This window comes from Variimorphobacter saccharofermentans (assembly GCF_014174405.1).
GTDB lineage: Bacteria > Bacillota > Clostridia > Lachnospirales > Lachnospiraceae > Mobilitalea > Mobilitalea saccharofermentans.
In genome coordinates, this window is sequence record NZ_JACEGA010000001.1 from 230940 (window position 1) to 256151 (window position 25212).

The following is a 25212-nucleotide window of genomic DNA, read 5'->3' on the forward strand; positions in this document are numbered from 1 at the left end:
GCATATGCAATTGGTATAGAGTAAGTCTGAATCAAAAAGAAGCAGAGAAGAAGTATCAATTTGAACTGAGACAACAGAAAAGAAAAGAGAAACACAAGGGCAGGTATCTGCCCTTCTCTTATTGTATAGGAAATTTCTCTAAGTTATCCATATAATAAAATTCTTAACTATAGAAAAATCGTAATGTGGACTTTCATCGTTTGTTAAACCAGTAATATTGTCGCTATATCCTAATATGTATTTATAAAGGGAAAGAATGCTCCGCTGTTTGGAAGTGACAGGCGGCGGCTTCACAGTCAATTTTGGAGAGATGGCAATGAAAAGAATCATTTATTATGATTGGTTTGAGAAGGTTAGGAACAATGGAAAAGTAGTAGGAGTGAAGATAAGTGAACTGGCAGCCGAAGAATTTCCGTATGATATTGAGATCATAGCGCAGAATTTATCCGTACCTTGGGCAATTGCCATCAGAGATGAGTCCACAATCTATGTTACGGAACGCACTGGGAGTATTCGAATCATTGAAGACGGGGTGCTGCTTCCCCAACCTCTTATTACATTGGAGGCCCCCTTTACTCAGACTGGTGAGGGAGGATTATTGGGGATTGCTTTAGATCCGAATTTCATGGAAAATCATTACCTGTATGCCATGCATTCGTATCGGGAGGGAGGCAGGAATTATAATCGCGTTATCCGATTGATCGTACAGAATCATGATGCAGAAATTGACAGCGTTATTATTGACCGAATACCGGGTGGAATGTCTCATAATGGAGGTAGAATTAAGGTTGGACCGGATAATAAGCTCTATATAAGTACTGGAGATTCCGGCAATATGAACCTTTCCCAGGATAGCAACAGTTTGGCTGGGAAAATTCTAAGAATAGAGTTAGATGGAAGTATCCCTGAGGACAATCCGTTCCCTGGCTCTCCAGTTTATAGTCTGGGCTTTAGAAACCCTCAGGGACTAACCTGGGGACCTCAGAATATGTACGCAACAGAGCATGGGGCTTCTGCACATGATGAAATAAACCGAATACTACCAGGAGGAAATTATGGATGGCCCATTGTCCAAGGAGAACAGGATACAGAGACTTCTGCTTTAATACCTCCGTTGGTTTCAAGTGGGGATAATACATGGGCACCTTCAGGAATCAGTTATATTAATCAGGGGTCCTGGGAAGGGAAGCTTGCTGTTGCGACCCTAAGGGGGATGCAGCTACTGTTAATCTCATTGGATGATACAGGCACTGCAGTAACTAGAGTGGAATCATGGTTACCCAATGAATTTGGCCGGATTCGAGAAGTGGTTCAGGCTGAGGACGGATCAATATATATGACAACCAGCAATCGGGATGGTAGAGGAAATATCCTAGCAGGGGATGATAAGGTAATTCGTCTAATACCAAAAATTAAATAACCGTTTACTTCATTTTTCGTTCTAAGAAAATAATAATTTCAACTGAATTGGAGAAATTAATACTTGTAATTTCCAGATATTATAGTATACTAATAATAGTAACTATTACTAAAATTGGTCAGATAAAAAAATCCAATGCTTATCAGATGATTAATTGTAAGAGAACAAGTAAATGAAAAATGAAAAATGGAAAAGGAGAATGTGTTATGCTATACGAAAAACTTTATCGTTGTGAAAAATGTGGAAACATTGTTGCCCTAGTGAAAGAAGGCGGCGGAACCTTGTCCTGTTGTGGTCAGGAGATGACCAAGATTAATGCCAATTCAACAGATGCGGCTCAAGAAAAGCATGTACCGGAAATCGTTAAGGAGAACGGAAAAATCAAGGTAACCATTGGCTCCGTATTACATCCTTCTTTACCGGAGCATTACATTGAATGGATTGCACTGGTAACACCGGGCAAAATTGAACAGGTATATCTAGAGCCGGGTGAAGAACCCAGGGCGGAATTCGATGAAGTGGAATCCGGAACTATTTATGAGTATTGTAACCTGCATGGACTTTGGAAGAAGGACTTCTAAACATAAAAAGGCCATATTAATCTAACAGCTTGAGTATTTACAGTACTGTGCAATTGAATATAAACATGGATATTAGAACATTCGAGGAATTTGACATTGACGAAATCAGAATGATATCACTATAATGTATATACAAGTTGTGTAATCATAGGTATCCTTCACCTGGGTACTATATTACTTAAAATACCACACTGTTGATGAGAGGTAATGGAATGGCCAAGAACGAACTGTCAAAATACCAGGAAATTAGTAAATGGATAAAAGAAAATATTAAGAATGGTACCTTTACAATAGGGAGTAAGATACCTTCAGAGAATGAGATTGCTAATCAATTTGGATTTAGCAGGCAGACAGTTCGCCAGGCGATAGGTAATCTGGCAGCAGAAGGGGTTCTTGTGAGAGAACAGGGAAGCGGAACCTTTGTGAATGATCCGGGTATGAAGGTGAAGACGGAAAATACCATGAGGGTCGGTGTGATCACAACTTATTTAAACGATTATATTTTTCCAAATATCATACATGGGATGGAGAATGTACTGACAAATGCGGGTTATACCTTAACTTTGGGAATTACGTATAACAAACCAGCAAATGAGGAACAATGTATTCAGAATATTCTTCAAAACGGAGTGGATGGTTTTATTATTGAAGGAACAAAGACCTCCTTACCCAATGCCAATCGGGTGTTATATGAAAAAATAAGGGAGTTGCAGATACCGGTTGTCTTTATAAATGGATACTATAGTGATTATGGCGCTTCCCATATTGTTATGGATGATGTGAAGGCGGGTGAAATACTTACTAATTTATTGCTGGAACAGGGCCATACTAAAATCGGTGGTATCTTTAAATCCGATGATATTCAAGGGGTAAAGCGTTATGAAGGAGTGATCTCCACCATTAAGAAGAACGGTTTATCCATACGGGATGAATCAATCATATGGTATACCACTGAGGATAAGCAGTATCTCTTTGGCGGTGGTATGGATAAGATACTGCTGGAGCGTCTAAAGGATGTCACAGCAATCATCTGCTATAACGATCAGGTTGCTGCGGATCTCATATCTCTGCTTAATAAGAATAACCTGACAGTTCCCAGGGATATATCCATAGCAAGCTTTGATAATTCATTTCTTGCGGAGGAACAGGTATACAATTTAACATCAATTGAATATCCAGCCAGAGAAGTGGGGGAAAAGGCGGCGGAAGTATTACTGCGCTGTATCAATAACCCTAAACTGATTGAGAAAATAAAGCTGGAACCCCAGCTGATCACCCGTAAATCAATTCTTAAACTAAATTAATTTTTGCATTTCCGAGTAAACTTTATAGCAGGGGTGATAAACGTTAGTTTCATCCCTGCTATTCTTATGTATTCTATCGTAAAGATCTGATTCCAGGAAAATTGTCTACAATATTATACCAACATGTACATACAAGTTTGATATGAAATCTGGCAATTAATGAAAACTTCTATTGCTAGAACAGTCAGAATATTAATATCATTATCTGCGATAGAATCATATTGAAATTTGTACAAACCTATGATAGTATGGAGATAGATGTACGGACAACTATAAAGTGAGAATTGTTCAGCTGATTAATGTCGGAACAATGCTTTTTAGATGTCAGAAACTCGAACTGTTATATGGAACATAAAAATATAATAATTTAGGAGGATACTATGTCAAAATATTCAATTGGTGTGGACTTTGGTACATTATCCGGTCGAGCACTTTTAGTAAATGTTGAGACCGGGGAGGAATTAGCATCTTCAGTATTTGATTATCCCCATGCAGTCATGGATGAGACACTTCCCAGTGGAAAGAAATTGGGACCTGACTGGGCGCTTGAGCATCCGCAGGATTATCTGGATGTTTTTGCGCATACCATTCCAGCCGTGTTAAAGGAATCCGGTGTATCTCCGGAGGATGTAATCGGTGTTGGAATTGACTTTACGGCATGTACCTTACTTCCGGTTAAGGCAGACGGAACTCCGCTATGTTTCCTTGATCAATATAAGGATGAACCCCATGCGTATATTAAGCTCTGGAAGCATCATGCGGCACAGGATAAAGCGAATAAGCTGAATGAGATAGCGGAAAAGACAAACCAGGATTGGCTTGCCCGCTATGGCGGTAAGATTTCCTCTGAATGGGCATTCCCTAAGGTATGGCAGGTGCTTGACGAAGCTCCCCAGGTGTATGAGGATGCTGACTTTTTTATCGAAGCAGCAGATTGGGTAATCTGGCAACTGACCGGTACACAGACCAGGAACTCCTGTACTGCAGGTTATAAAGCAATGTGGCATAAGCAGAAGGGTTATCCGGATAAGAGCTTCTTTAAAGCATTGGATCCTAGACTAGAGAATGTTATAGAAGATAAGTTTAACTGCCCTATTTCACCATTAGGTGCCAAAGCGGGTGAGATTACAGAAGAGGCAGCAAAGCTTACCGGATTAAAGGTTGGAACAGCGGTTGCGGTTGCGAATGTTGACGCTCACGTTACGGTTCCCGCTGTAGCAATTGATGGACCTGGAAAGATGCTTGCGATTATGGGAACCTCCACCTGTCATGTATTATTGGGAACAGAAGAGCATACAGTTCCCGGTATGTGTGGTGTTGTAGAAGACGGAATTTGTCCTGGTTTCTTTGGATATGAAGCAGGACAATCCTGTGTTGGTGATCATTTTGCATGGTTTGTTGAGAATTGTGTACCCCCTCAGTATTATGAGGAAGCAAAGGCAGAAGGTTTGAATATTCATCAATACCTGACCAAGAAAGCGGAAAAGCTTAAGGTAGGACAGAGCGGACTTGTAGCTCTGGATTGGTGGAATGGTAACCGTTCCGTACTGGTGGATGTGGATTTGACTGGTTTGATGCTGGGTATGACACTTCAGACCAAACCGGAAGAGATGTATCGTGCTCTCATCGAAGCAACCGCATATGGAACCCGTAAAATTATTGAAACCTTCCGTGCGAACGGAGTACCGGTTAATGAGTTTTACGCTTCTGGTGGTATTTCACAGAAAAACCCTATGGCAATGCAGATTTATGCTGATATTATCCAGATACCGATTCGAATCGGAGGAACATCACAGGGACCGGCTCTTGGTAGTGCAATCTTCGGTGCAGTTGCTGCCGGAGCAAAGCAAGGCGGATATGATGATGTATTCCAGGCAGCTAAGAAGATGGGTAAGGTACGTGATACCGTTTATTATCCAATTCCGGAAAATGCTGCAGTATATGATAAGCTTTATGAAGAATACACCATACTCCATGATTACTTTGGACGTGGTGCAAACGATGTTATGAAGCGCTTAAAGGAAATTAAGAAACAGCAGAGCTAGAATATAAGGTCATATAAAATAAGTAACACGATACGGTTATGAATATTTCGTTTTGAGGAAAACAACTATTATATATGTATACGGCTACCAGCCAGTATGCATAACAAAAAAGGAGAGATTGCCATGTCAACAATGAAACGTTATGAATTTTGGTTTATCACAGGCTCTCAGCATCTTTATGGTCCTGAGACATTAAAGCAGGTAGCGGAGCATTCCCAGATAATTGCAAAAGGCTTTGATGCATCCAGTTTACTTCCCTGTTCCGTAGTCTACAAACCTGTGGTAACTACACCGGATCAGATTACACAGATCGTGAAGGAAGCAAACTATGACGACAAGTGCGCCGGAATTATTACCTGGATGCATACCTTCTCCCCATCCAAGATGTGGATCAATGGTTTTGAATTATTACAAAAGCCTTATTGTCATCTTCATACACAGTTTAACCGTCAAATTCCCAATGAAGGAATTGATATGGACTTTATGAACCTGAATCAGTCTGCACATGGTGACAGAGAGCATGGTTTTATTGGAACTAGACTTCGTATGCCTCGTAAGGTCGTAGCAGGCTATTGGGAGGATGAGGATGTTCAGGCGAAGATCGGAAGTTGGATGAGAACCGCAGTAGGTGTTATGGTAAGTAAGAACCTGAAGGTTATGAGATTTGGCGATAATATGCGTCAGGTGGCCGTAACGGAAGGTGATAAGGTTGAGGCTCAGAAGAAGTTCGGCTGGCAGGTAAATACAATGGCAGTTGGTGATCTTGTAAAGGAAATCAATGCCGTAACAGATGCACAGGTAGATGCCCTGATAAAGGAATATCAAGAGAAGTATATCATGAATACGGATAATCTCGATGCTGTACGTTATCAGGCAAAGGAAGAGATTGCAATTAAGAAAATGCTGGATGAAGCTGGTTGTGGAGCATATACGAATACCTTTGAAGACTTATATGGAATGGAACAGCTACCAGGTCTGGCTAGCCAGAGATTAATGGAAGCCGGATATGGATACGGTGGTGAAGGTGACTGGAAAGTATCCGCTTTAACCCATATTATGAAACAGATGTCCGAAGGACTAGAGGGCGGCACCGCCTTTATGGAAGACTATACCTATGATTTAACAAAGGGCAATGAGTTATCTCTTGGAGCACATATGCTTGAGGTATGTCCTACCCTTGCTGCAGATAAGCCGAGAATTGAGGTTCATCCTCTTGGAATCGGTGGTAAGAGTGATCCTGCTCGTTTGGTATTTGAAGGTCATCCAGGAAAAGCAATTGTAGTATCCTTAGTTGATATGGGTGGTCGTTTCCGTATGATTGTTCAGGACGTTGAGGCTGTGAAACCGATCTATGAGATGCCGAATCTTCCAGTAGCACGTGTTATGTGGAAGGCATTCCCTGATCTGAAGACCGGAGCAGAGTGCTGGATCTTAGCGGGTGGAGCACATCATACCGTATTCAGTTACACTGTGACTGCAGAGCAGATGCAGGATTTTGCTGAGATTATGGATATCGAGTTTGTTCATATTACAAAAGACACTACTGTAGAAGGCTTAAAGCAATTACTGTTCCTTCAGGATATTGCATGGAAGCTGAAATAAGTGAAGTCTATGTAATAAATATTAATAATAAATAATGGGCTGCTGCAAATGAACTATGGGGAGTGATAAGTTACCTCATCCTGCAAGCTTCATTTGCAACAGCCCTATTCTTATAATAATTTAAATATAATTCGTTCCATCAATATTGCGAATAGTAATAATTCTGTATCAATTAGATTTTCTTATTTCACATATTTCACTTTGAAAACCGCCTTCGGCTCGCCAATGAATACAATATATCCCTTTTTGGGTAAGGTTACTGTAGTCTTTCCGCTAAGAATGGAGTAATCGATACAGGTACCATTTTCATCGTAGGTAGCAAAGGAGGCTTTCTCCGGTAGAGTTACTTTAATGGTCTTTCCGGCGGATTTCTTACCTATCTTATACCAATGAGCAAATCCCTCTGAATTAATCTTACAGGTAAAGCTTGCTTTTGCAGAGAGGCTCTTGACGGAGCTTTCAGGAACTGCAACATAGCATCCAAAGGACATGTATTCTGTATCATCGACGGTAAAGAAGGAATAATCTCTAAGATCTCTTCCATATACACCCGGAATTTCAACCAATACATTGGCAGTGGCATTATCGATGATAGCTGCATTCATATAGAAACCATCCATATCCTTTACAAATGGAATCTCCATTCCTGGAGAGCCTATTGCATAGATCTGTGAGGTGTATTTTTCGTTAGCAATGAAGTATTTCATCCCGAATCGTTTATTCCATATGGCCTTCTGTTCAGTGGAAAGAGGTTTTATTTCAACCTTTTGAGCCATATAACCACTATCGATGAATTGGCTCAACCCGGGAAGTGTGGAATATCCGTAGACGTAGAGATAAGTATTATCATTGCTTTCTTTGACAAATTGAAGGTAAGCAGATCCATCCTGATAATAGAATTTGCCGTCTCCTGCATAAATAAATTTCTCACTTCCTGCTTCAGGAGAGATGGCACTGGATAAGGTTAGGGTGCCATCAGCACTTACATTTAACTTATTCAGGGATACATAATTTGCATAAAGTCCCGAATAGTTCATCATCTCCTCAGGCATTTCTGCTTTCGTTGGTGCAGTGTAGGTTTTATTAGGCTTTATTTCATTAATCCTACCTTTTTCCTTTAAAGCTGCTAGAAGGACTTCCTGTGCCAAAGCCTGATCGTAAGGACTGGCACCTCCGGAGGAAAGAACAGCCATAGCCATATTCTCTTCAGGAAGAACCACCAGGGTCGCATGATATAGCATTGTGTCTCCACCCTTTACGAGTGCCTTAATCTTATATTGATTAAAGGGGTATGTATTGACACTATCCCAGCCAAGTCCATAGGATATTAGGGCATTATCCGACTTGGGCCATAGTCCGTTAAGATATTCACTGTTTTCCATCGCCATTACAGAGGTGTCATTAAGGAGATCAATAGTACGGTCTTTCATGAAAATTGTTGCAAATTGGCACATGTCTTCCGCAGTGGAATAGATTCCGCCAGCGCCAATCATATTAAAGGCTTCATAGGGAAGAGCTTCTTTGCTTCCGGTCAGATACGTCTTAGCAAGCTTTTTACGATCGAAGTCATCCTGTGGAGTGGCAGTGCTGGTGAGATTCAGTGGCGTGGTAATATTGTTTCTGATATAATCAGTAAAGCTCATACCAGAAATCTTCTCTACCAGGATTTCCGCTAAAGTAAAACCGTCATTACTGTAAACAGAAAAGGCTCCGGGGTCCGCTTTCAGGCGAACATTTTTTAAGGATGCCAGGAACAGATCATGGTTATAGGTATCATTATCAGCAAATAATGCTGCATTTGTCATAAAGGTTCCTAATAGACCGGAAGAGTGGTTAATTAACATTCTTACGGTAATATCCTTATATCTTGAGTCTGCCATTGTAAATTCCGGCAAATACTCTACTACTGGAGTATCCAATTGAAGTTTTCCTTCTTCCACTAGCTGCATAACTGCAACTGTGGTATATACTTTACTTATGGAACCGATACCGTACATATGATCCTTGGTGGGTTTGGTTCCGTCTTCTCTGTTGTATACGCCCGCTTGTCCGGATAAGGTGATTTTACCATCTTCTATCATGGCGTACTGTACACTGGTTGCTCCATAAAATGAAGTAAGATAGGTAGCTTTACTTTCTGCCAGTTTTTGTATATTACTTGCTTCAGTAGGAGCTGCTTCTGTTGTAGCTTGTTGAACTTGTGTCTCATTTGTAAGCGTGTCGGCAAATGCATAAGAATATGGTGTGATGATTAATAGCACCGCTATGACAAATGCAATTCCAGACTTCATAAATCTTTTCAGCATCTTATATTCCTCCATTTAATTTATTACCAGGCGTTACCTGGCGTGGAATTTAATGAAATTATAGCATATAAATTATTATTTAGAAGCGTTTTAATCAAATTATAATGTTAAATATAACTAATTCTACTGGAAATTCATTGTATTAAGAGATATAATTGCGAGTATAATCAAATAATCACAGAGGATGAACAGATTAGTGTTATTGAAAGAATATATAAGCTCATTCTCAGAATAGGGAGGTAAATTATGAAACACTTTAAGAAATTTTACACAGGATTAGCACTGATATTGATGTTAGCCATCGTATCACCAACTTCATTACCATTCTCCACTGTAGCAGTAGCAGAAGCGGCAACCGTCAAGCTGAATAAGAAAAGCTTATCACTTGAGGTTGGAAAAACCTATACGCTTAAGGTAAGCGGGACTAAAAAGAAAGTAACCTGGTCCACCAGTGATAAAAAGATCGCCACTGTAAATAAATCCGGTAAAGTAACGGCGAAAAAAGCTGGTAAGGCTACGATCACCGCTACGGTTGATAAGAAAAAATATACCTGTAAAGTTACAGTAACAAAGGCAATTAATCCACTTGTAAAAAATGCACCCTTTGAGGCTCAGGAAGTAGCAGTCGGAAATATGTCAGTAGTACTTCCGAAGAACTGGAAGAACCAAATGAGCAAGCAGGGAGAAAACATCGTAGTTGCTTTTTACCCTGAGACAGCGGATATTAATTCAATACATTCAGGAATATCTGTAACTATACTTTATACTGGTGAAAAAGCACCAGAATACAGTGAAGTAAAGGATTTTTTTTCACAATTAATTACAAAGGACTTAATTGTATCACAGATTACAGGGCAAGGAATGGATATAAATATATCAGATTTTGCCTCCAGTGATTATGAAACTAACTTTGGTACGGCTTATCTGACTCACTATGAAGGAGAGTTTACGTATCAGGATACCAAAGGAACATTAAAAGAAGATATCTATGACATAATGGTAGATAATTATCTTATACAGATTAATGTTGTTGATTATGGTGAGGAGCTTTCTCCTGAACTTAAGACGGTTGCAGATTATGCGTTAAAATCCCTTCAGTATAAGAAATAATTGAGGAGGTAACATGCCCTATCAGTTAAATGACAAGCTAGTGATTGGTATATCTTCCAGAGCACTTTTTGACCTGGAGTATGAGAATCAGATCTTTATGGAGAAAGGGCTGGAGGAATACACCAGATATGAGATTGAACATGAGAATGATATATTAAAGCCAGGAACTGCTTTTTCCTTAATCCAGGCGCTCTTAAACCTGAATACAAAGTTTCAGAAGAACATTGTAGAAGTAATAATCATCTCCAGAAATAGTCCGGAGACGGGACTGCGGGTATTTAATTCGATTGACCATTTGAATTTGGGGATAGAGAGAGCAGGCTTTACCGGAGGAGAGCCAATAAAAAAATATCTGGCTGCATTCCATGTGGATTTATTTCTGTCAAAAAACGAGCAGGATGTTCAGGATGCTATTGATGCTGGATTTGCTGCAGCGCTGATATATAATGTACCAAAGGATTTTACTCCGGATGATCAGGAGATAAGAATTGCATTTGACGGCGATGCGGTCATCTTTTCAGAGGAATCAGAGGAAATCTATCAAAGAGATGGATTAGAAGCATTTCTGGAGCATGAAAAAGCAAATGCAGAAAAAGCATTGCCGGATGGTCCCTTTGCCAGGCTGCTTCGTACGCTTTCTACGATCAAGAAGGAATATCCGAACATGTTGCGAATCGCAATAATAACAGCAAGAAATAATCCTGCACATAAAAGAGTAATTCTTACGCTTAGGCAATGGGGAGTGGATATTGACGAAGCGTTTTTCCTTGGCGGAGTGGAGAAAAAGGAGATATTAAAGGCATTTAATGCTCACATCTTCTTTGATGATCAGGATACCCATCTGCTACCAGCATCTTCCGAAATTCCATCGGGAAGGGTGCCCTATAAGTCAAGTAAGTCATAACCAGAGCTGTTACATCGCGTAGAAGTCCATGGCATGGTATAAGTGTAGATAAAAACTTAGAAAATAAGTTTTATATCTACACTTATTTTTTGCGTTAAGCTTTATATATAGGTTTCTTTAAATCCTCGCATCATTGTATTAATATCTGTAATAATACCAGTTCCTTCGGCTGTAATACATATTATTTTGCTTCTGAGCCTCTTCCGTGATATTCTCTGTAGCTTGCCGGTCTGGATTGTTAGGTTGATTATTATTAATAGGGGTACTGTTCTGTAGGGTATCCGGACAATCCGTCTGCATATCGGAACCTTTCTGGAAATTATTATTTTCGATCAGATTACCTTGTTCCTGCAATGGTATCACTGGATTATTCTGAGGGGGAGATCCATTTCCTTGCTCAAAATGTTCGCCGTTCCATTGAAGCTCATGATGTGAACTGGAATTGGAAGGAAGCTTATTCGGTTGTAATGTTTCTTCTGAATTATTGGGTTTAGCATCTGTCCTTGTATTTTTATGCTTTTTCTCTTTTTTAGCAGAGGGATATAGACTGGATACACACTTAAACAACTTAAAGAACGATAGTAACACACCTATGATAATTCCGAGGATAAAAAACGCTAAGGTTAGTAATAGGTAAGGAATACCACCAATGGAAAAAAGGGAGAGTATTGCTGCTGTTGTAACAAATTCTATCATAATATGACACTCCTTTACATATTATTCAATATCTATATATGCAATAGGACTAGTAAACGTTACAGCAATGTCGCAATTAATAAGAAAATGTCATTATAACGATCTGATATATTTCTTTTTTACTATTAATAAATTATGGAAAAATTATTGAATAAAATGGAACTTATTTCAAGAGAGTGTAGTCTAATGAGTAAGAACAAAGAAAACGGCCGGTTCTTTGTAACGGTACTCTGTACCATGTGATGGTTATATCATAACCAGAGAGATCTATTGAATCGAGGAGTACTCTGTAGGGAGGAGGGACCCTCAATATAAGGAGGAGCTGTTATGAAGAAATTATTATCTATTTTTATTATTATTATTTTAATTACAGGAGTTTGTCTTACCGGTTGCGCAAAAAAGGATACAGGTTCATCGAAAACGCTTTCAGATACGGCAGTTTCTGATAAAAAAGAAGCATATGCACCCAGTTATACAGAAGAGAAAAGTTCAGAAGCAACAGCAGATATGGATAATGGCTATAACATTTCAGACTATGAGAACTTTGAAGCTGAGGAGAGTATCATGGATGGTAGTGAGACGTCGGTAGGGTCTGCTTCCATAGATGAAAAAGCTGAAATGCCATATAAGTATGCAGGTAATATTGCTTATGATGGTATGTCCTCAGATGAATACTCAGAGGTAAATGAGGTGGGCTTTAAGCATGTAAACACAAATCCGCTCTCAACCTTTTCGATTGATGTTGATACTGCCTCCTACAGCAATTTGAGAAAAACGATTAACTATGGTATGATTCCGGACGCCAATGCAATCCGAATTGAAGAGATGCTAAATTACTTTAATTACAGATATGAGGAGCCGGAGAAGGACGAACCGTTTCGTATTCACACTGAAATAGGAAAATGCCCCTGGAATGAGCAAAACTATCTTCTAATGATAGGATTACAGGGAAGAAACGTTGAGACAGAAGCATTACCAAAAAGTAACCTGGTATTTCTGATCGATGTGTCAGGTTCCATGGATGAACCGGATAAGCTGCCCCTGTTGAAGAACGCATTCTCGCAGTTGGTGAGATCCCTTGGTGAAAATGATAAAATCTCGATCGTTGTCTATGCAGGAGAAGCCGGGGTTGTATTAGATAGTGTTAGGGGAAATGAAAAGGAGTTGATTCTGAATGCAATTAACTCTTTAAATGCAGGAGGCTCTACAGCCGGTGCAGGTGGAATTAATATGGCATATCAATTAGCTGAAAAGAACTTTATAACGGATGGAAACAACCGCGTTATACTTGCAACGGATGGCGATTTTAATGTTGGTCCGTCCTCAATGGAAGAGTTGGAGAAATTAATCGAAGAGAAAAGAGATAGTGGAATATTCTTAAGTGTAATTGGCTTCGGATCAGGTAATCTGAAAGACAACCGCATGGAGCTTCTCGCAGATAAAGGAAATGGCAATTATGCTTATATCGACAGTAGCAGAGAGGCAAAAAAGGTATTGGTAGATGAGATGGCAGGAACCCTGCTTACCATTGCAAAGGACGTTAAAATCCAAGTGGAGTTTAATCCGTATTCCGTTGCAGAATATCGTTTGATTGGATATGAAAACAGAGCACTTCAAAATAAGGATTTCAAGGATGATACCGTTGATGCAGGTGAAATCGGTGCTGGCCATCAGGTTACGGCAATATACGAGATCGTTCCATCGGATGCTATTGGGAAGGATGGAGATTTAAAGTATCAGACAGAAAACAAGAACTCTTCACAGTATAATAATGAAATATCCGAAATCAGACTGCGCTACAAGGAGCCAGATGGCAATGTAAGCAAGGAAATAAAACAGGTGGTTAGCTACGAAAATACACCGGTGAATTCCAAAAAACTTAGTGAGGATTTCTACTTTGCAGCAGCGGTGGCTGAATTCGGAATGATACTAAGAAACTCAATCTATCAGGGAGAGTCCTCAATATCTTCCGTATTAGAGCTTGCCCAGAAGGGTATGGGAGAGGACGAAGATGGATATCGCTTGGAATTTATTGATCTCGTATACCGCTATCAGAATTTAGATAAGATATCATGGTGGGAATAAGAACAACGATTATAAGTCTATAATGGCTGGCGTGGTAACAGAATAATAACTAAACTAAGGAATTAAAATCCGTAACGTGTACTTCCGTATTTGCCTGAGGCAAGTCATAATTTCTGCGGCTACATTATATAACCACTATTAAATAAGCTGTGAATTCAATATAACTCCAATGGAAAATCTATTATGGTATGGAGCAATATTGAAGTTCACAGCTTTTTATTTTGAACACATCATCCAATTATATAAGGACTGCCATATGTAATTTTATATCATCAGAACGATCCGTTGTTTTGGAGATTGACATATATATTGTGTTTCTATATAATATACATACAATATATAGTACATAATTACAGTATCTTAAACTTTATTATATGAAGAATAAGCTTAATAGACTGCTAAGGATAAGCGGAAATGGAGGTTAAAATGAAACGATTATTAAGTGAAAGTTTTATTCATAATTATAAAAACCAAGAAAACCCATTAAGCCCGATTGGGGAATTTGTTTATCTTCGAACCTATTCCAGATATCTGGAGGATAAAAAAAGAAGAGAGACATGGGACGAGACAGTACTTCGTGCAACCGAGTATAATTTACAACTAGGAATAGCATATAAGGAGAAGATGGGGATACCGATTTCCTATGAAGACGAAATAGAAGAGGCACAGAAGCTATATGATAATTTATTTCATCAGCGAACCTTCACTTCGGGTCGAACCCTATACATGGGTGGAACGGAAATAGTAAAGGAATATCCGTTATCAAACTATAATTGCGCGTTTACTAACATTGAGAAGCTTAAGGATTTGGTGGATGTATTTTACTTGCTAATGGTGGGTAGTGGCGTAGGAATTCGTATTGATCGTGACCATGTTTCAAGGCTGTCGAGGGTTCGTAAGATTTTATTAGAGAGTATGTATAATAAGGAGGTTCGGAAAAGAACTTCGAAAGAGGAAATGGAACATACAAAGTTAATCATTTCTCCTGAGAAACCTTCTCAAGCGATGCTTCTGGTTGGAGATAGCAAGGAAGGCTGGTGCGAGGCACTCGAAACCTATTTTGCGCTTACAACCAGTAATGAATATCATGAAATAACGCAACTAATTATCGATTACAGCTATGTAAGACCGGAGGGAGAACGATTAAAGCGCTTTGGGGGACGGGCATCAGGACACAAATCCATACAGCGGATGTTTGAGAAAATGAACAGGGTATTCCATCGTAGGGAGGATGGAAGATTAACTACGTTGGATGTCCTGGACATTGCTACCATCATCAGTGAGAATGTGGTATCCGGAGGCGTGAGACGAAGTGCCATGATGGTAATCTGTGATGAAGAGGATGAAGAGGTAATCAATGCAAAGAAGTCCATTTACCGCGTAGTGGATGGCAAGTGGATAGAAGATGCAGAGATTTCTCATAGAAGGATGAGTAATAATTCGATTCTTTATACTAACCGGCCATCCCTAGAGAGAATTAAGGAAATACTGAACTCAATTAAACTGAATGGTGAGCCTGGCTTTATTAATGGGGCTGAAGCCTTACGAAGAAAGCCGAAATTCCAGGGAAGCAATCCTTGTGGAGAAATATTACTACAGTCAAAGCAGTGTTGTAATCTTACAACCAATAATCTTGTGGCATTTGTGGAAGGAAATCAACTAAACAAGGAGAAGTTAAAAGACATACTTAGGCTGTCAACCAGAGTAGCCATTCGTATGACCTTGGTAGAAGTTGAGCTTCCGGAATGGAACAAAGTGATGCAGGAAGACAGGATTATTGGGGTTTCACTTACCGGGATGATGGATATGATGAATAAAACCGGAATGAATTACAAGGAATTAGCTTCTTTATTGGAAGAGTTGAGAGATACAGTTCATTCAGAAGGGCAACGCTACAGTGAGGAACTGGGTATTAAGGCGCCTAATTTAATGACGACTATCAAACCGGAAGGCAGTCTTTCCACATTGCCCTGTGTTAGCTCAGGGATTCATTTTGCTCATTCGAACTATTACATCAGAAGGGTAAGAATATCATCCTCCGATCCTCTTTATCAATTGATAGCCGAACAGGGAAGTTATCCTATTTATAATGAAAATGGACAGAGTGATGAAGATTGTTCCATTAAGGTAATTGAGTTTCCAATCCGTGCACCAGAGGGAAGGACGAAATATGATGTGGGAGCGATAGAACAGCTGGAGCTTTACAAACTTTCCATGAAGTACTGGTCGGATCATAATACTTCCATTACCGTCCATGTTCGCGAAAAGGAATGGGATGAAGTAGCTCTCTGGGTATATGAAAATTTTAATGATATCGTAGGGATAACCTTCCTGCCACTGTTGGAGGAAACCTATCCTCTTCTGCCTTATGAAATTACCTCAAAGGAAGATTATGAGAAGCGGATGAAAGCCATAAAGCCAATTGACTATGATAGATTGCGCCAGTTGGATAACGCAGATGATCATGATATCATTGATAATGAATGTGAAAGTGGTGCCTGCCCAATTCGATAAGTCGATTATTGTAGTTAATCATCAGGTTAAGTAAGAAAAAGGGAATAATTGATATTGAAAAAACTTGCCCAAATGAGGACAGTCTGTTATAATTATTCAGGAAAATGCATGAATAATTATAATAATAGGGAGGGCTTTTATGGGTACAGTTGAGATACTGATTACGATGTGTCTTTATATGGCATTAGTAATTGCAATTGGCTTGTTTTTTGCTAAACGAGCGAACGAAAACTCAGAGAATTATTTCCTTGGAGGAAGATCCTTAGGTCCATGGATTGCAGCGATGAGTGCCGAGGCTTCTGATATGAGCGGATGGTTATTAATGGGATTGCCTGGTGTAGCATACTTCTATGGTATCAGTGATGCAATATGGACTGCAATTGGATTACTTGCAGGTACATATATCAACTGGCTGATCGTTGCGAAGCGACTACATTCTTATTCGATTATCGCCAATGATTCCATTACGATACCGGATTTCTTCAGCAGCCGTTTTAAGGAAAAAAATAAGATTATCATGACCATAGCAGCATTGTTTATTCTTGTTTTCTTTACGGTATATGCATCCAGCTGTTTTATGACGGTTGGTAAACTATTTAACTCTATATTTGGATTACCGTATCAATATATGATGATAGCAGGAGCTATTTTTGTTATTATCTATACTTTCCTGGGAGGATTTTTAGCTGAGAGTGCTTCTGACTTTATGCAAGCGATTGTAATGATTTTTGCACTTTCCTTGGTACTTATTGTTGGCGTTGTTAATGCAGGTGGTGTGGGAGCCATAATTGATAATTTGAATGAAATTCCGGGATTTTTAGATTTCTTTGGAATTGCATCTCCAACCCTGGATGCGAGTGGAGTACAGCAATTATCTGAGAGTGGAGTCCCATTATACTCCGGTGCAGGGGAATACGGATTCATAAAAATCCTGTCAACCCTCTCCTGGGGCTTAGGATACTTTGGTGTTCCACAGGTATTATTACGCTTTATGGCAATTAGAAAGAATAGTGAGATTAAAAAATCCAGAAGAATTGCGACGGTGTGGTGTGCAATTTCATTATTTGCAGCGGTATTTATTGGAATGATCGGTAAAGTTCTATATCCTACCAGTCATTTGACAGGAACGAATGCAGAAAATATATTTATAACCATGTCTGTTAATTTGCTTCCGACTGTAATAGCGGGGCTTGCAATGGCCGGTATTCTGGCAGCTACGATAAGCTCCTCCGATTCCTATCTGTTGATAGCATCTTCAGCAGTATCAAAGAACATTTATCAGGGACTCTTAAAGAAGGATGCAACGGATAAGCAGGTTATGACCTTATCACGAATTGTCTTACTAGCTATCTCTGTAATAGGAGTTGTGATTGCGCTGGATACAAACAGTGTAATATTTAAGGTGGTATCCTTTGCATGGGCAGGCTTTGGTGCTACATTCGGACCGATTATGCTCTTTTCATTATTCTGGAAAAGAACTACAAGAGAAGGAGCAATTGCCGGAATGCTTTCAGGTGGTCTGATGGTATTCTTCTGGAAGTACGTTATTCGTCCTATGGGAGGTGCTCTCGATATTTATGAATTACTGCCAGCCTTCCTGTTCTCCTGTGTTGTAATATTAATTGTGTCGCTACTTACAAAGGAACCGGATCAAGAGATACAGTCAGAATTCGAGAAGGCAAAGATTTACACGGATTAGTTAAATAAATATAAGCAATATATTAAATAACCCGAGTTACGAATTTCGATATTTCATAGTGCTTAATAGCAGAGTAAACGAAGCTGCTGAAGGGATTATGATAGTCGGTTTGTGACACGGGTTATTTTTTGTTCAGAACTAGTATGAGGTTAACATGACAACTCTTAAAATATGCTTTAAGTTAAATAATAAGACAAGAATAACGAGGGTATTTCCAGCATATGATGTGCTATAAGATATCGGATAAGACATCTATAATTTGAGGTGGATAGCTTAAAAGATATCTGAAAAGGAGGCGGTCTGATTGATGGATGGATATCAGATTATAGTCAGGGAAAAAGTCTTACAGCAGGATATGTATTATAAAAATAATAACATCATGAAATACACCATCAAATATCCGAAGTTCATATCAAATGACTATCAGATATTAATGAATAAGTTAAATACCTTCTATCGGACAAAAGCATTAATGTATGAAAGATCCAATGTAATGAATCTTTACCAGATGGCAATGGTGGAGTACGAGTACTCAGTGGCCAACCATTATCCCATACGACAGTTCGAAGCCTATATAGACTATTTCATAACCTATAATCAGAACTGCTATCTCAGCTTGTATTTTGACCAATATGAATACGCAGGAGGAGCTCATGGATTAACTATCCGCTATTCGGACACCTGGGATTTGAAAAAAAGCAAGCGTATTGATCTTGCAGACTTATTTCCACCCAATACCAACTACAAAAGTAGTATCATACAAGAGGTTAATAATCAAATAGAGCTTGAAATGGAAGGTGATAATAAAATGTATTTTGACGAGTATCAAAGACTCGTCAGAGAAAACTTTAAGTCAAATCAATTTTATCTTTCAAAGGAAGGAGTAGTAATATACTTTCAACAATATGACATTGCACCTTATTCTTCTGGAATTCCTACCTTTGTATTGCCCTACGGACCGGGAGGCGCTATGCTTCCCAGATGTACTGAGTAAAAGGACGTGTTTCAACCCTAATAAAGAATATTAGTTTTGAACACATCCTTGAAAGAAAGAGTCCATTGAGTTATTTTTTCCAGGTAGCAGGTGAGAATAATATTAAGATAGGAAATATTTCAAGCCTTCCTACCAGCATATCAAACATCATAACAAATTTAGAAAAGTATGAAAAGTCACTAAAGTTGCCCAGTGGCCCTACGACCTCCAGTCCGGGGCCTATATTATTTAAAGTAGCAGCTACGGCTGTAAAGCTACTGGTAAAATCATAATTATCCAAAGATACAAGGATAACAGAAATCGCAAATATAAACATATAACATGCAAAGAATACGTTTACGGAACGCAAGGTTTCGTGTTCGATTTTGTTGCCGTCAAACTTAAGAACTTTAACACTTCTCTTGTGAATTAAAAAGGATAATTCTTTCATAAGAGCTTTAAAAAGCATAACAATACGCGATACCTTCAATCCTCCACCGGTACTGCCAGCACAGGCACCAATAAACATAATAAACACCAGAATTGATTTGGAAAAGGTTGGCCAGGTATTAAAATCAACAGATGCATATCCGGTGGTTGTAATAATGGAGGATACTTGAAATGCAGCGTGATGAATTGACGAGAAGAAGCCTTTAAATCCTCCTAGGTTAAAGGATATCAATATAATGGCTGTAAGTACGATAAGTACATAGGCACGAAGCTCTTCACTGCGAAGTGCAGTTTTAATTTTGCGAAACAAAATCAAATAATAAATATTAAAGTTCACACCGAATAGAAACATGAATACGGTGGTGACAGTTTGCAAATAGGGTGAATAGGAAAGCATACTATCATTTTTAATAGCTAATCCACCGGTACCTGCCGTACCAAAGGTTATGGTTAATGCATCAAATAAAGGCATACCTCCGATCAGGAAAAGAATGATTTGAAGGAGTGTCATGCCTAGATAAATAGAATAAAGAATTTTAGCTGTCGTTCTCATTCTAGGTACTAATTTCTCTATAGAAGGACCGGGGCTCTCAGCACGCATAATATGCATACGTTCTCCACCGGACATTGGTAATATCGCCAGTACAAATACAAGAATTCCCATACCGCCAATCCAGTGAGTAAAGCTTCTCCAGAATAACATACAATAGGAAAGTGCTTCAATATCCTTTAATATACTGGATCCTGTGGTAGTAAAACCGGATATTATTTCGAATAAGGCATCAACGTAATTGGGGATCTCGCCGCTGATGGTAAAGGGTAATGCACCCAAAGAGCTCATTGCAATCCATCCCAAACCAACCGATACCAGACCTTCCTTTGCAAAGAATAATTTGCTTTTTGGCTTATAGATAACCAGAGGAAGACCGATCAGAAGCCCAATACCCATGGTAATCAGGAAAGCAAAACCGCTTTTTTCCTGATATATTACTGCACAAATAAGTGGTAGAAGCATAAAGGCTGCCTCTACCGATAAAATCCATCCAACGATATGTAAAATAATTGATTTATTCACAATAACCCTCCCTAACTTACTCCAAGATATCGCTTAAATCATCCAGTCCGGTCTGTGTGGTAACGATTATCACAGTATCATCTATTTGAAGGACATCCTGTCCGTTTGGAATAATAATTCTATCTTTACGGCTAATACAGCCTACCAATAGATTATTCTTTGTTTGGAGATTTGATAAAGGAATACCGACTAAGTCGGGATTATTTCTTACATGAAATTCCAGAGCCTCAACCTTATTGCTGACAATCTTGTAGAGAGTCTCAACGTTGCTTCCTTTCGGATTTTGCATCGCTCTAACATGCTGAATAATACGATCTGCAGTAATTGCCTTAGGGTTAATAATTATTCCTAAGGACATTTCTCGTATCACATCATCATAGGTCAGCCGTGTGATTTTAGTAAACACCTTCGCTTTCGATTTCTTTTGAGCATATAAGGATAGCAACACGTTTTCCTCATCCAAATTAGTCAAAGAAACAAAAGCATCCATATCGGTGATGCCCTCTTCAATCAATACATTATGATCGGTAGCATTAGCATTAATAATGAGTGCATTGGGAAGCATATCACTGAGCTCCTCACACCTTTCTCTGCTTTGCTCTACGATCTTAACCGTTACACCGGTTGCGGTTAATTTATTCGCAAGGTAAACCGCTATATTTCCACCCCCGACAATCATAACATCCTTAATTAAGCCATTAGTGAAGCCTGCCTTGTGGAAGAAATAGGCTGCATCCTTCGGAGTGGCAATAAAGGATATCTTATCTCCTGATTCTAGGACAAAATTACCGGAAGGAATGAATACCTCGTCCCCACGTTCCACGGCACATACCAGGACCTTACAACGTATTCTGCTGGGAATATCCATAATCTTCATTTGATTTAATATGGATTCCTGCGGAATTTGCAACTTTAACAATTCTACCTTCCCTTTTGCGAAGGTGTCTATCTTGATCGCTGAGGGCAGTCGAATTAGACGTGAGATATCAGTTGCTGTCTCTAATTCCGGATTAATAATCATAGAAAGCCCCATACCACTCTTAATATAACTGATTTCATCATTGTATTGAGGATTTCTGACACGGGCAATCGTATGGCAGTCGCTGGCTTGTCTCGCAATTAAACAGCATAGAAGATTTAACTCATCTGATCCCGTAACGGCAATCAGAAGATCTGCTTTCTCTATTCCTGCTGTCATCTGTACATGATAGCTGGCTCCATTTCCCACAATGCCCATTACATCCAGAGTATCAGTAACATTGCGAATGGATGTGGCTTTATTATCTATTAATGTTATATCATGACCTTCTCCATCCAGTTGCTCAGCAAGCGTCGTACCTACTTTACCACAACCTACAATAATAATCTTCATGATAGATCATAACGCTCCTTTTCTATATAATAAACAAATCTTAATTTCTGCTAGTGCATATTAGCGTAAATTTCAGTATATCACATTTTACAAAAAAAGCTAGTACAATAAAATGAATTATAGATTAAATTATTGGGTGGTATGGAAGCAAAAAGCAATAAAAAAGATAAAAATAAAAGCTCCTCTTACAACCTGATATCAAGCTGTAAAACACACGGATTAACCTACATTATAGTTAACCATGTATCTAAGAGGAGCTTTTATTCTATCTGTTCATTTGCTTCACATCTCGTGAAGCATAGTTTAATTTAGGTTAGTTACCACCAGGGCCGCTTCTACCGGTTCCTTTGTCCGGAACCTGTGCGTGACTGTCCTTAATCGAACTTACGGACTGTTCCTTACTGGAGTTTGTTGCATTGCTCTTATTGATATAAGAAGAACTGTTTTTGTAATTGTTGTTTTTGTTTTTTGCCATTGTAATCTCCTTTCTAAAATAATACCAGTATTATTATCTCAGAAAAGGAAAATTATATTCCAATTACACTAATTTATTTTACAAGTGTGATATTACCCATGGATAAGGATCTCACGGCACTGTTATTGATAGTTACATCGTATTTAGCCTTTATCTCCTGGTATAATTCATTCATACCTTCACTCTCAGCATCAGAAATGGCTTTTGATACTGCATTATCATAGCTTTCATAGGAAAGGTTATTTACCATACGGACGATGTAGTAGCCATCCTCTGCTTCATATACATCGCTTATTTGGCCATTGCCCATTTCCATCATCATACCTTTAAATTCGTCTGAAAAGTTAGTATCATTTTCCACGAAGTAATCTGTATGATAGGTAAGCTCTTCTTCGTCTTCTGGGACGAGAGTTGACCAATCCTCCGTTACCTTAGCCTTATCGAGCAGTGCACTAATCTTTTCATATGCAGCTGCCTTTTCTTCCGCGGTCATTTCAACAGAATTGCCTTCGTCATCCGTTTTCGTTGTAGGGATGGTAAGGTATTCGATATCATATTGTCTATAATCCTCATACTTGATTCCGGCCTTAATTCCTTCGTCATCGATATCTAATGAATCAATTTTATCCTGACGGAACCGTGCTACAAGAGTTGTCTTCTCCACAATATCAGTTAGATACGCCTTCGTAAAATTGTTTTTCTTAATTACTTTCTCAGGAAGCTGTTGATTTAATAGATTATCAACATTATCGGAGACACTCTTTTTCTCATCTTCCGTAAGGGAGTATCCTTCAGATACGGCTTCACGATAAAGAATTTCATTATATAGTGCGGCTTCTATTGCTTCCTGCTTGGCAACATCACGCATGGTTACACCTGAAGTTTCATCATACGACATGTCCCAATATTGTCCACCAAACATCTGATCATAATAGTCATACTGTGATTCTATGGAATAGAAATAATAGGTCAAATCACTCATACGATATTTATCACCATTGATTTTCAAAATGGATTTTTCATATAACTGGTCAAATAATAATGCAGCAACTAATAAAACGACCAATATCGAAGAAGAAATAATGATTAGTTTTGTATTGATACGTTTTTTCTTAGGGGTTGCTGCTGTAACCTTAGGGTTTTTAATTCTTTTTGACTTATTCACTTTTTGCTACCTCCATCGTATTCTCATGAAAATAATTTTATACGATTCTGGGGATAAGTCAATAGCTAGTTGCGTTATATACTAGCGAAGAGTCGGTAGGATTGTTAAGGGAAATATATCCTCCGCGGAGCCGTTTCCACTAAGCTGCACTGCGTAACGGTACATAAGGCTCTATAGAACAGAGCCTTATGTACCGACACGTGCAAATACTCCGCTCTGGATAATATCCATTAACAATCCTATCGACTCTTCGCTGGTACTAAGGCTCTAAAATACAGAGCCCAAGTACCAGTGCGTGCAAAAATTCTGTTGAGGATATTTTTTACTGAATTTTTTATTATAGTTTTTTACCGGTTAGGTAATTTTAGTAAAAAAGAGGCAATTGAAAATAGAATTGAAATCCTACTATGATATGATATAATTATCAGTAAAATATATACTAGGAAGGATATAGAAAATGTCCCCATATAATAGCAAGGCGATACAGATCATTGACGAAGTGAATAAAGTAGTAATTGGTAAAAGGGATATTATTGAAAAGGTACTTACTGCAATTCTGGCTAAGGGTCATATTCTTTTAGAGGATTATCCGGGAGTTGGGAAGACCACTTTGGCGTTGGCATTTTCGAAAGCGATGGAACTGGAATATCATCGTCTGCAATTTACGCCGGATGTATTACCTACGGATGTAGTCGGTTTTCATTTACTGAGTAAGGATGGTGAAAGCCTTCAATATAAACCGGGAGCAATTATGTGTAATTTGTTTTTAGCGGATGAGATTAACCGGACCTCTTCGAAAACACAATCTGCATTACTGGAAGTTATGGAGGAAGGGAAGGTAACCGTTGATAGTGTAACCAGGGAGGTACCCAAGCCTTTTGTTGTTATGGCTACTCAGAATCCCATCGGCTCCATCGGTACGCAGATGTTACCCGAATCCCAGCTGGACCGTTTTATGGTACGTCTGTCTATGGGATATCCGGATATCAGAAGCGAGATAGGCATACTGAAGGAACGGCAGAATACTAATCCCCTTGATTATGTGGTGCAGGTAGTAAGTCAGGAAGAAATCCTTTATCTGCAGAGTATTGTGGAATCAATCTATATTCATGATGCAATTTATGAATATATCACATATTTGGTGCAGCAGACCCGGGATAATTCATTGATTGAGCTTGGAGTCAGCCCTCGCGGTACCTTGGCACTGACCAATATGGTAAAGGCCACTGCGTTTCTGAAAGGGCGGGATTATGTAATACCCTCCGATGTACAATTTGTTTTTAAGGATGTTTGTGCGCACAGAATGCTTTTAAAATCTAAGGCACGCATCAATAATGTTACTGTGGACAACCTTTTAGATGATATCCTTCGCACGGTAAAGCCACCTAGAATTATCACCAGGAATATTTAAGAATTGTAAAGATCAGTTCGGAAAG

The 25212-nt window shown here is 39.0% G+C and carries 19 protein-coding genes; 13 read left to right on the forward strand and 6 right to left on the reverse strand.

Going from position 1 to position 25212, the window contains the following annotated elements; genetic code table 11:
* Positions 1–26 precede the first annotated feature (26 nt).
* The 6 genes from H0486_RS18625 to araA all read left to right on the forward strand — a co-directional run bounded on the left by H0486_RS18625 (position 27) and on the right by araA (position 6952).
* Positions 27–155 carry a YjdF family protein gene (locus H0486_RS18625; RefSeq protein WP_228354328.1) on the forward strand — a complete coding sequence of 43 codons (129 nt, stop codon included), beginning with the start codon at positions 27–29 and terminating at the stop codon, positions 153–155.
* A 161-nt stretch (positions 156–316) separates the two neighbouring features.
* A complete protein-coding gene (locus H0486_RS01040) occupies positions 317–1420 on the forward strand; it encodes a PQQ-dependent sugar dehydrogenase (protein ID WP_228351255.1) in 1104 nt (367 codons plus the stop codon).
* A gap of 206 nt (positions 1421–1626) precedes the next feature.
* Entirely contained in the window at positions 1627–2001 is a 375-nt protein-coding gene (locus H0486_RS01045) for a desulfoferrodoxin family protein (protein ID WP_228351256.1), read from the forward strand.
* A gap of 212 nt (positions 2002–2213) precedes the next feature.
* The gene (locus H0486_RS01050; protein WP_228351257.1) at positions 2214–3305 is read left to right on the forward strand and encodes a GntR family transcriptional regulator; all 1092 of its coding nucleotides are present in this window, start codon (positions 2214–2216) and stop codon (positions 3303–3305) included.
* Between the two features lie 380 nt (positions 3306–3685).
* Entirely contained in the window at positions 3686–5350 is a 1665-nt protein-coding gene (araB, locus tag H0486_RS01055; protein WP_228351258.1) for a ribulokinase, read from the forward strand.
* A 123-nt stretch (positions 5351–5473) separates the two neighbouring features.
* Complete coding sequence (araA, locus tag H0486_RS01060; RefSeq protein WP_330594382.1) at positions 5474–6952, forward strand: L-arabinose isomerase; 1479 nt, start codon at positions 5474–5476, stop codon at positions 6950–6952.
* A 182-nt stretch (positions 6953–7134) separates the two neighbouring features.
* On the opposite strand, the gene H0486_RS01065 is transcribed toward araA, so the two are convergent.
* Positions 7135–9258 (reverse strand): serine hydrolase domain-containing protein, encoded by a 2124-nt coding sequence (locus tag H0486_RS01065; RefSeq protein ID WP_228351259.1) that lies wholly within the window; start codon positions 9256–9258, stop codon positions 7135–7137.
* Between the two features lie 246 nt (positions 9259–9504).
* On the opposite strand from H0486_RS01065, the gene H0486_RS01070 reads away from it, so the two are divergent.
* Both H0486_RS01070 and H0486_RS01075 read left to right on the forward strand, forming a co-directional pair.
* Complete coding sequence (locus tag H0486_RS01070) at positions 9505–10368, forward strand: Ig-like domain-containing protein (RefSeq protein WP_228351260.1); 864 nt, start codon at positions 9505–9507, stop codon at positions 10366–10368.
* A gap of 13 nt (positions 10369–10381) precedes the next feature.
* Entirely contained in the window at positions 10382–11272 is an 891-nt protein-coding gene (locus H0486_RS01075; protein ID WP_228351261.1) for a 5'-nucleotidase, read from the forward strand.
* 138 nt (positions 11273–11410) lie between these two features.
* On the opposite strand, the gene H0486_RS01080 is transcribed toward H0486_RS01075, so the two are convergent.
* Positions 11411–11968, reverse strand: coding sequence for a hypothetical protein (locus H0486_RS01080; protein WP_228351262.1), 558 nt, complete (start codon positions 11966–11968; stop codon positions 11411–11413).
* Positions 11969–12295: 327 nt separating this feature from the next.
* Here H0486_RS01080 and H0486_RS01085 point away from each other — a divergent pair, with 327 nt between their 5' ends.
* From H0486_RS01085 to H0486_RS01100, 4 genes are all read left to right on the forward strand, one after another.
* A complete protein-coding gene (locus H0486_RS01085) occupies positions 12296–14053 on the forward strand; it encodes a vWA domain-containing protein (RefSeq protein ID WP_228351263.1) in 1758 nt (585 codons plus the stop codon).
* 426 nt (positions 14054–14479) lie between these two features.
* Complete coding sequence (gene nrdJ / locus H0486_RS01090) at positions 14480–16567, forward strand: ribonucleoside-triphosphate reductase, adenosylcobalamin-dependent (RefSeq protein WP_228351264.1); 2088 nt, start codon at positions 14480–14482, stop codon at positions 16565–16567.
* 139 nt (positions 16568–16706) lie between these two features.
* A complete protein-coding gene (gene putP / locus H0486_RS01095; RefSeq protein WP_228351265.1) occupies positions 16707–18266 on the forward strand; it encodes a sodium/proline symporter PutP in 1560 nt (519 codons plus the stop codon).
* A 307-nt stretch (positions 18267–18573) separates the two neighbouring features.
* Complete coding sequence (locus H0486_RS01100; RefSeq protein ID WP_228351266.1) at positions 18574–19260, forward strand: DUF3298 and DUF4163 domain-containing protein; 687 nt, start codon at positions 18574–18576, stop codon at positions 19258–19260.
* Positions 19261–19330: 70 nt separating this feature from the next.
* Here H0486_RS01100 and H0486_RS01105 read toward each other — a convergent pair whose 3' ends face one another.
* From H0486_RS01105 to H0486_RS01120, 4 genes are all read right to left on the reverse strand, one after another.
* On the reverse strand, positions 19331–20764 hold the full coding sequence (locus H0486_RS01105; protein WP_228351267.1) for a TrkH family potassium uptake protein: 1434 nt from the start codon (positions 20762–20764) through the stop codon (positions 19331–19333).
* A 16-nt stretch (positions 20765–20780) separates the two neighbouring features.
* Positions 20781–22136: a Trk system potassium transporter TrkA gene (gene trkA / locus H0486_RS01110; protein WP_228351268.1), complete on the reverse strand. Its 1356-nt coding sequence runs from the start codon at positions 22134–22136 to the stop codon at positions 20781–20783.
* A gap of 313 nt (positions 22137–22449) precedes the next feature.
* Positions 22450–22611, reverse strand: a complete 162-nt coding sequence (locus H0486_RS01115; RefSeq protein WP_228351269.1) for a hypothetical protein — start codon at positions 22609–22611, stop codon at positions 22450–22452.
* A 73-nt stretch (positions 22612–22684) separates the two neighbouring features.
* A complete protein-coding gene (locus H0486_RS01120; protein ID WP_228351270.1) occupies positions 22685–23776 on the reverse strand; it encodes a peptidyl-prolyl cis-trans isomerase in 1092 nt (363 codons plus the stop codon).
* A 457-nt stretch (positions 23777–24233) separates the two neighbouring features.
* On the opposite strand from H0486_RS01120, the gene H0486_RS01125 reads away from it, so the two are divergent.
* Positions 24234–25187 carry an AAA family ATPase gene (locus tag H0486_RS01125; RefSeq protein WP_228351271.1) on the forward strand — a complete coding sequence of 318 codons (954 nt, stop codon included), beginning with the start codon at positions 24234–24236 and terminating at the stop codon, positions 25185–25187.
* Positions 25188–25212: the final 25 nt, after the last annotated feature.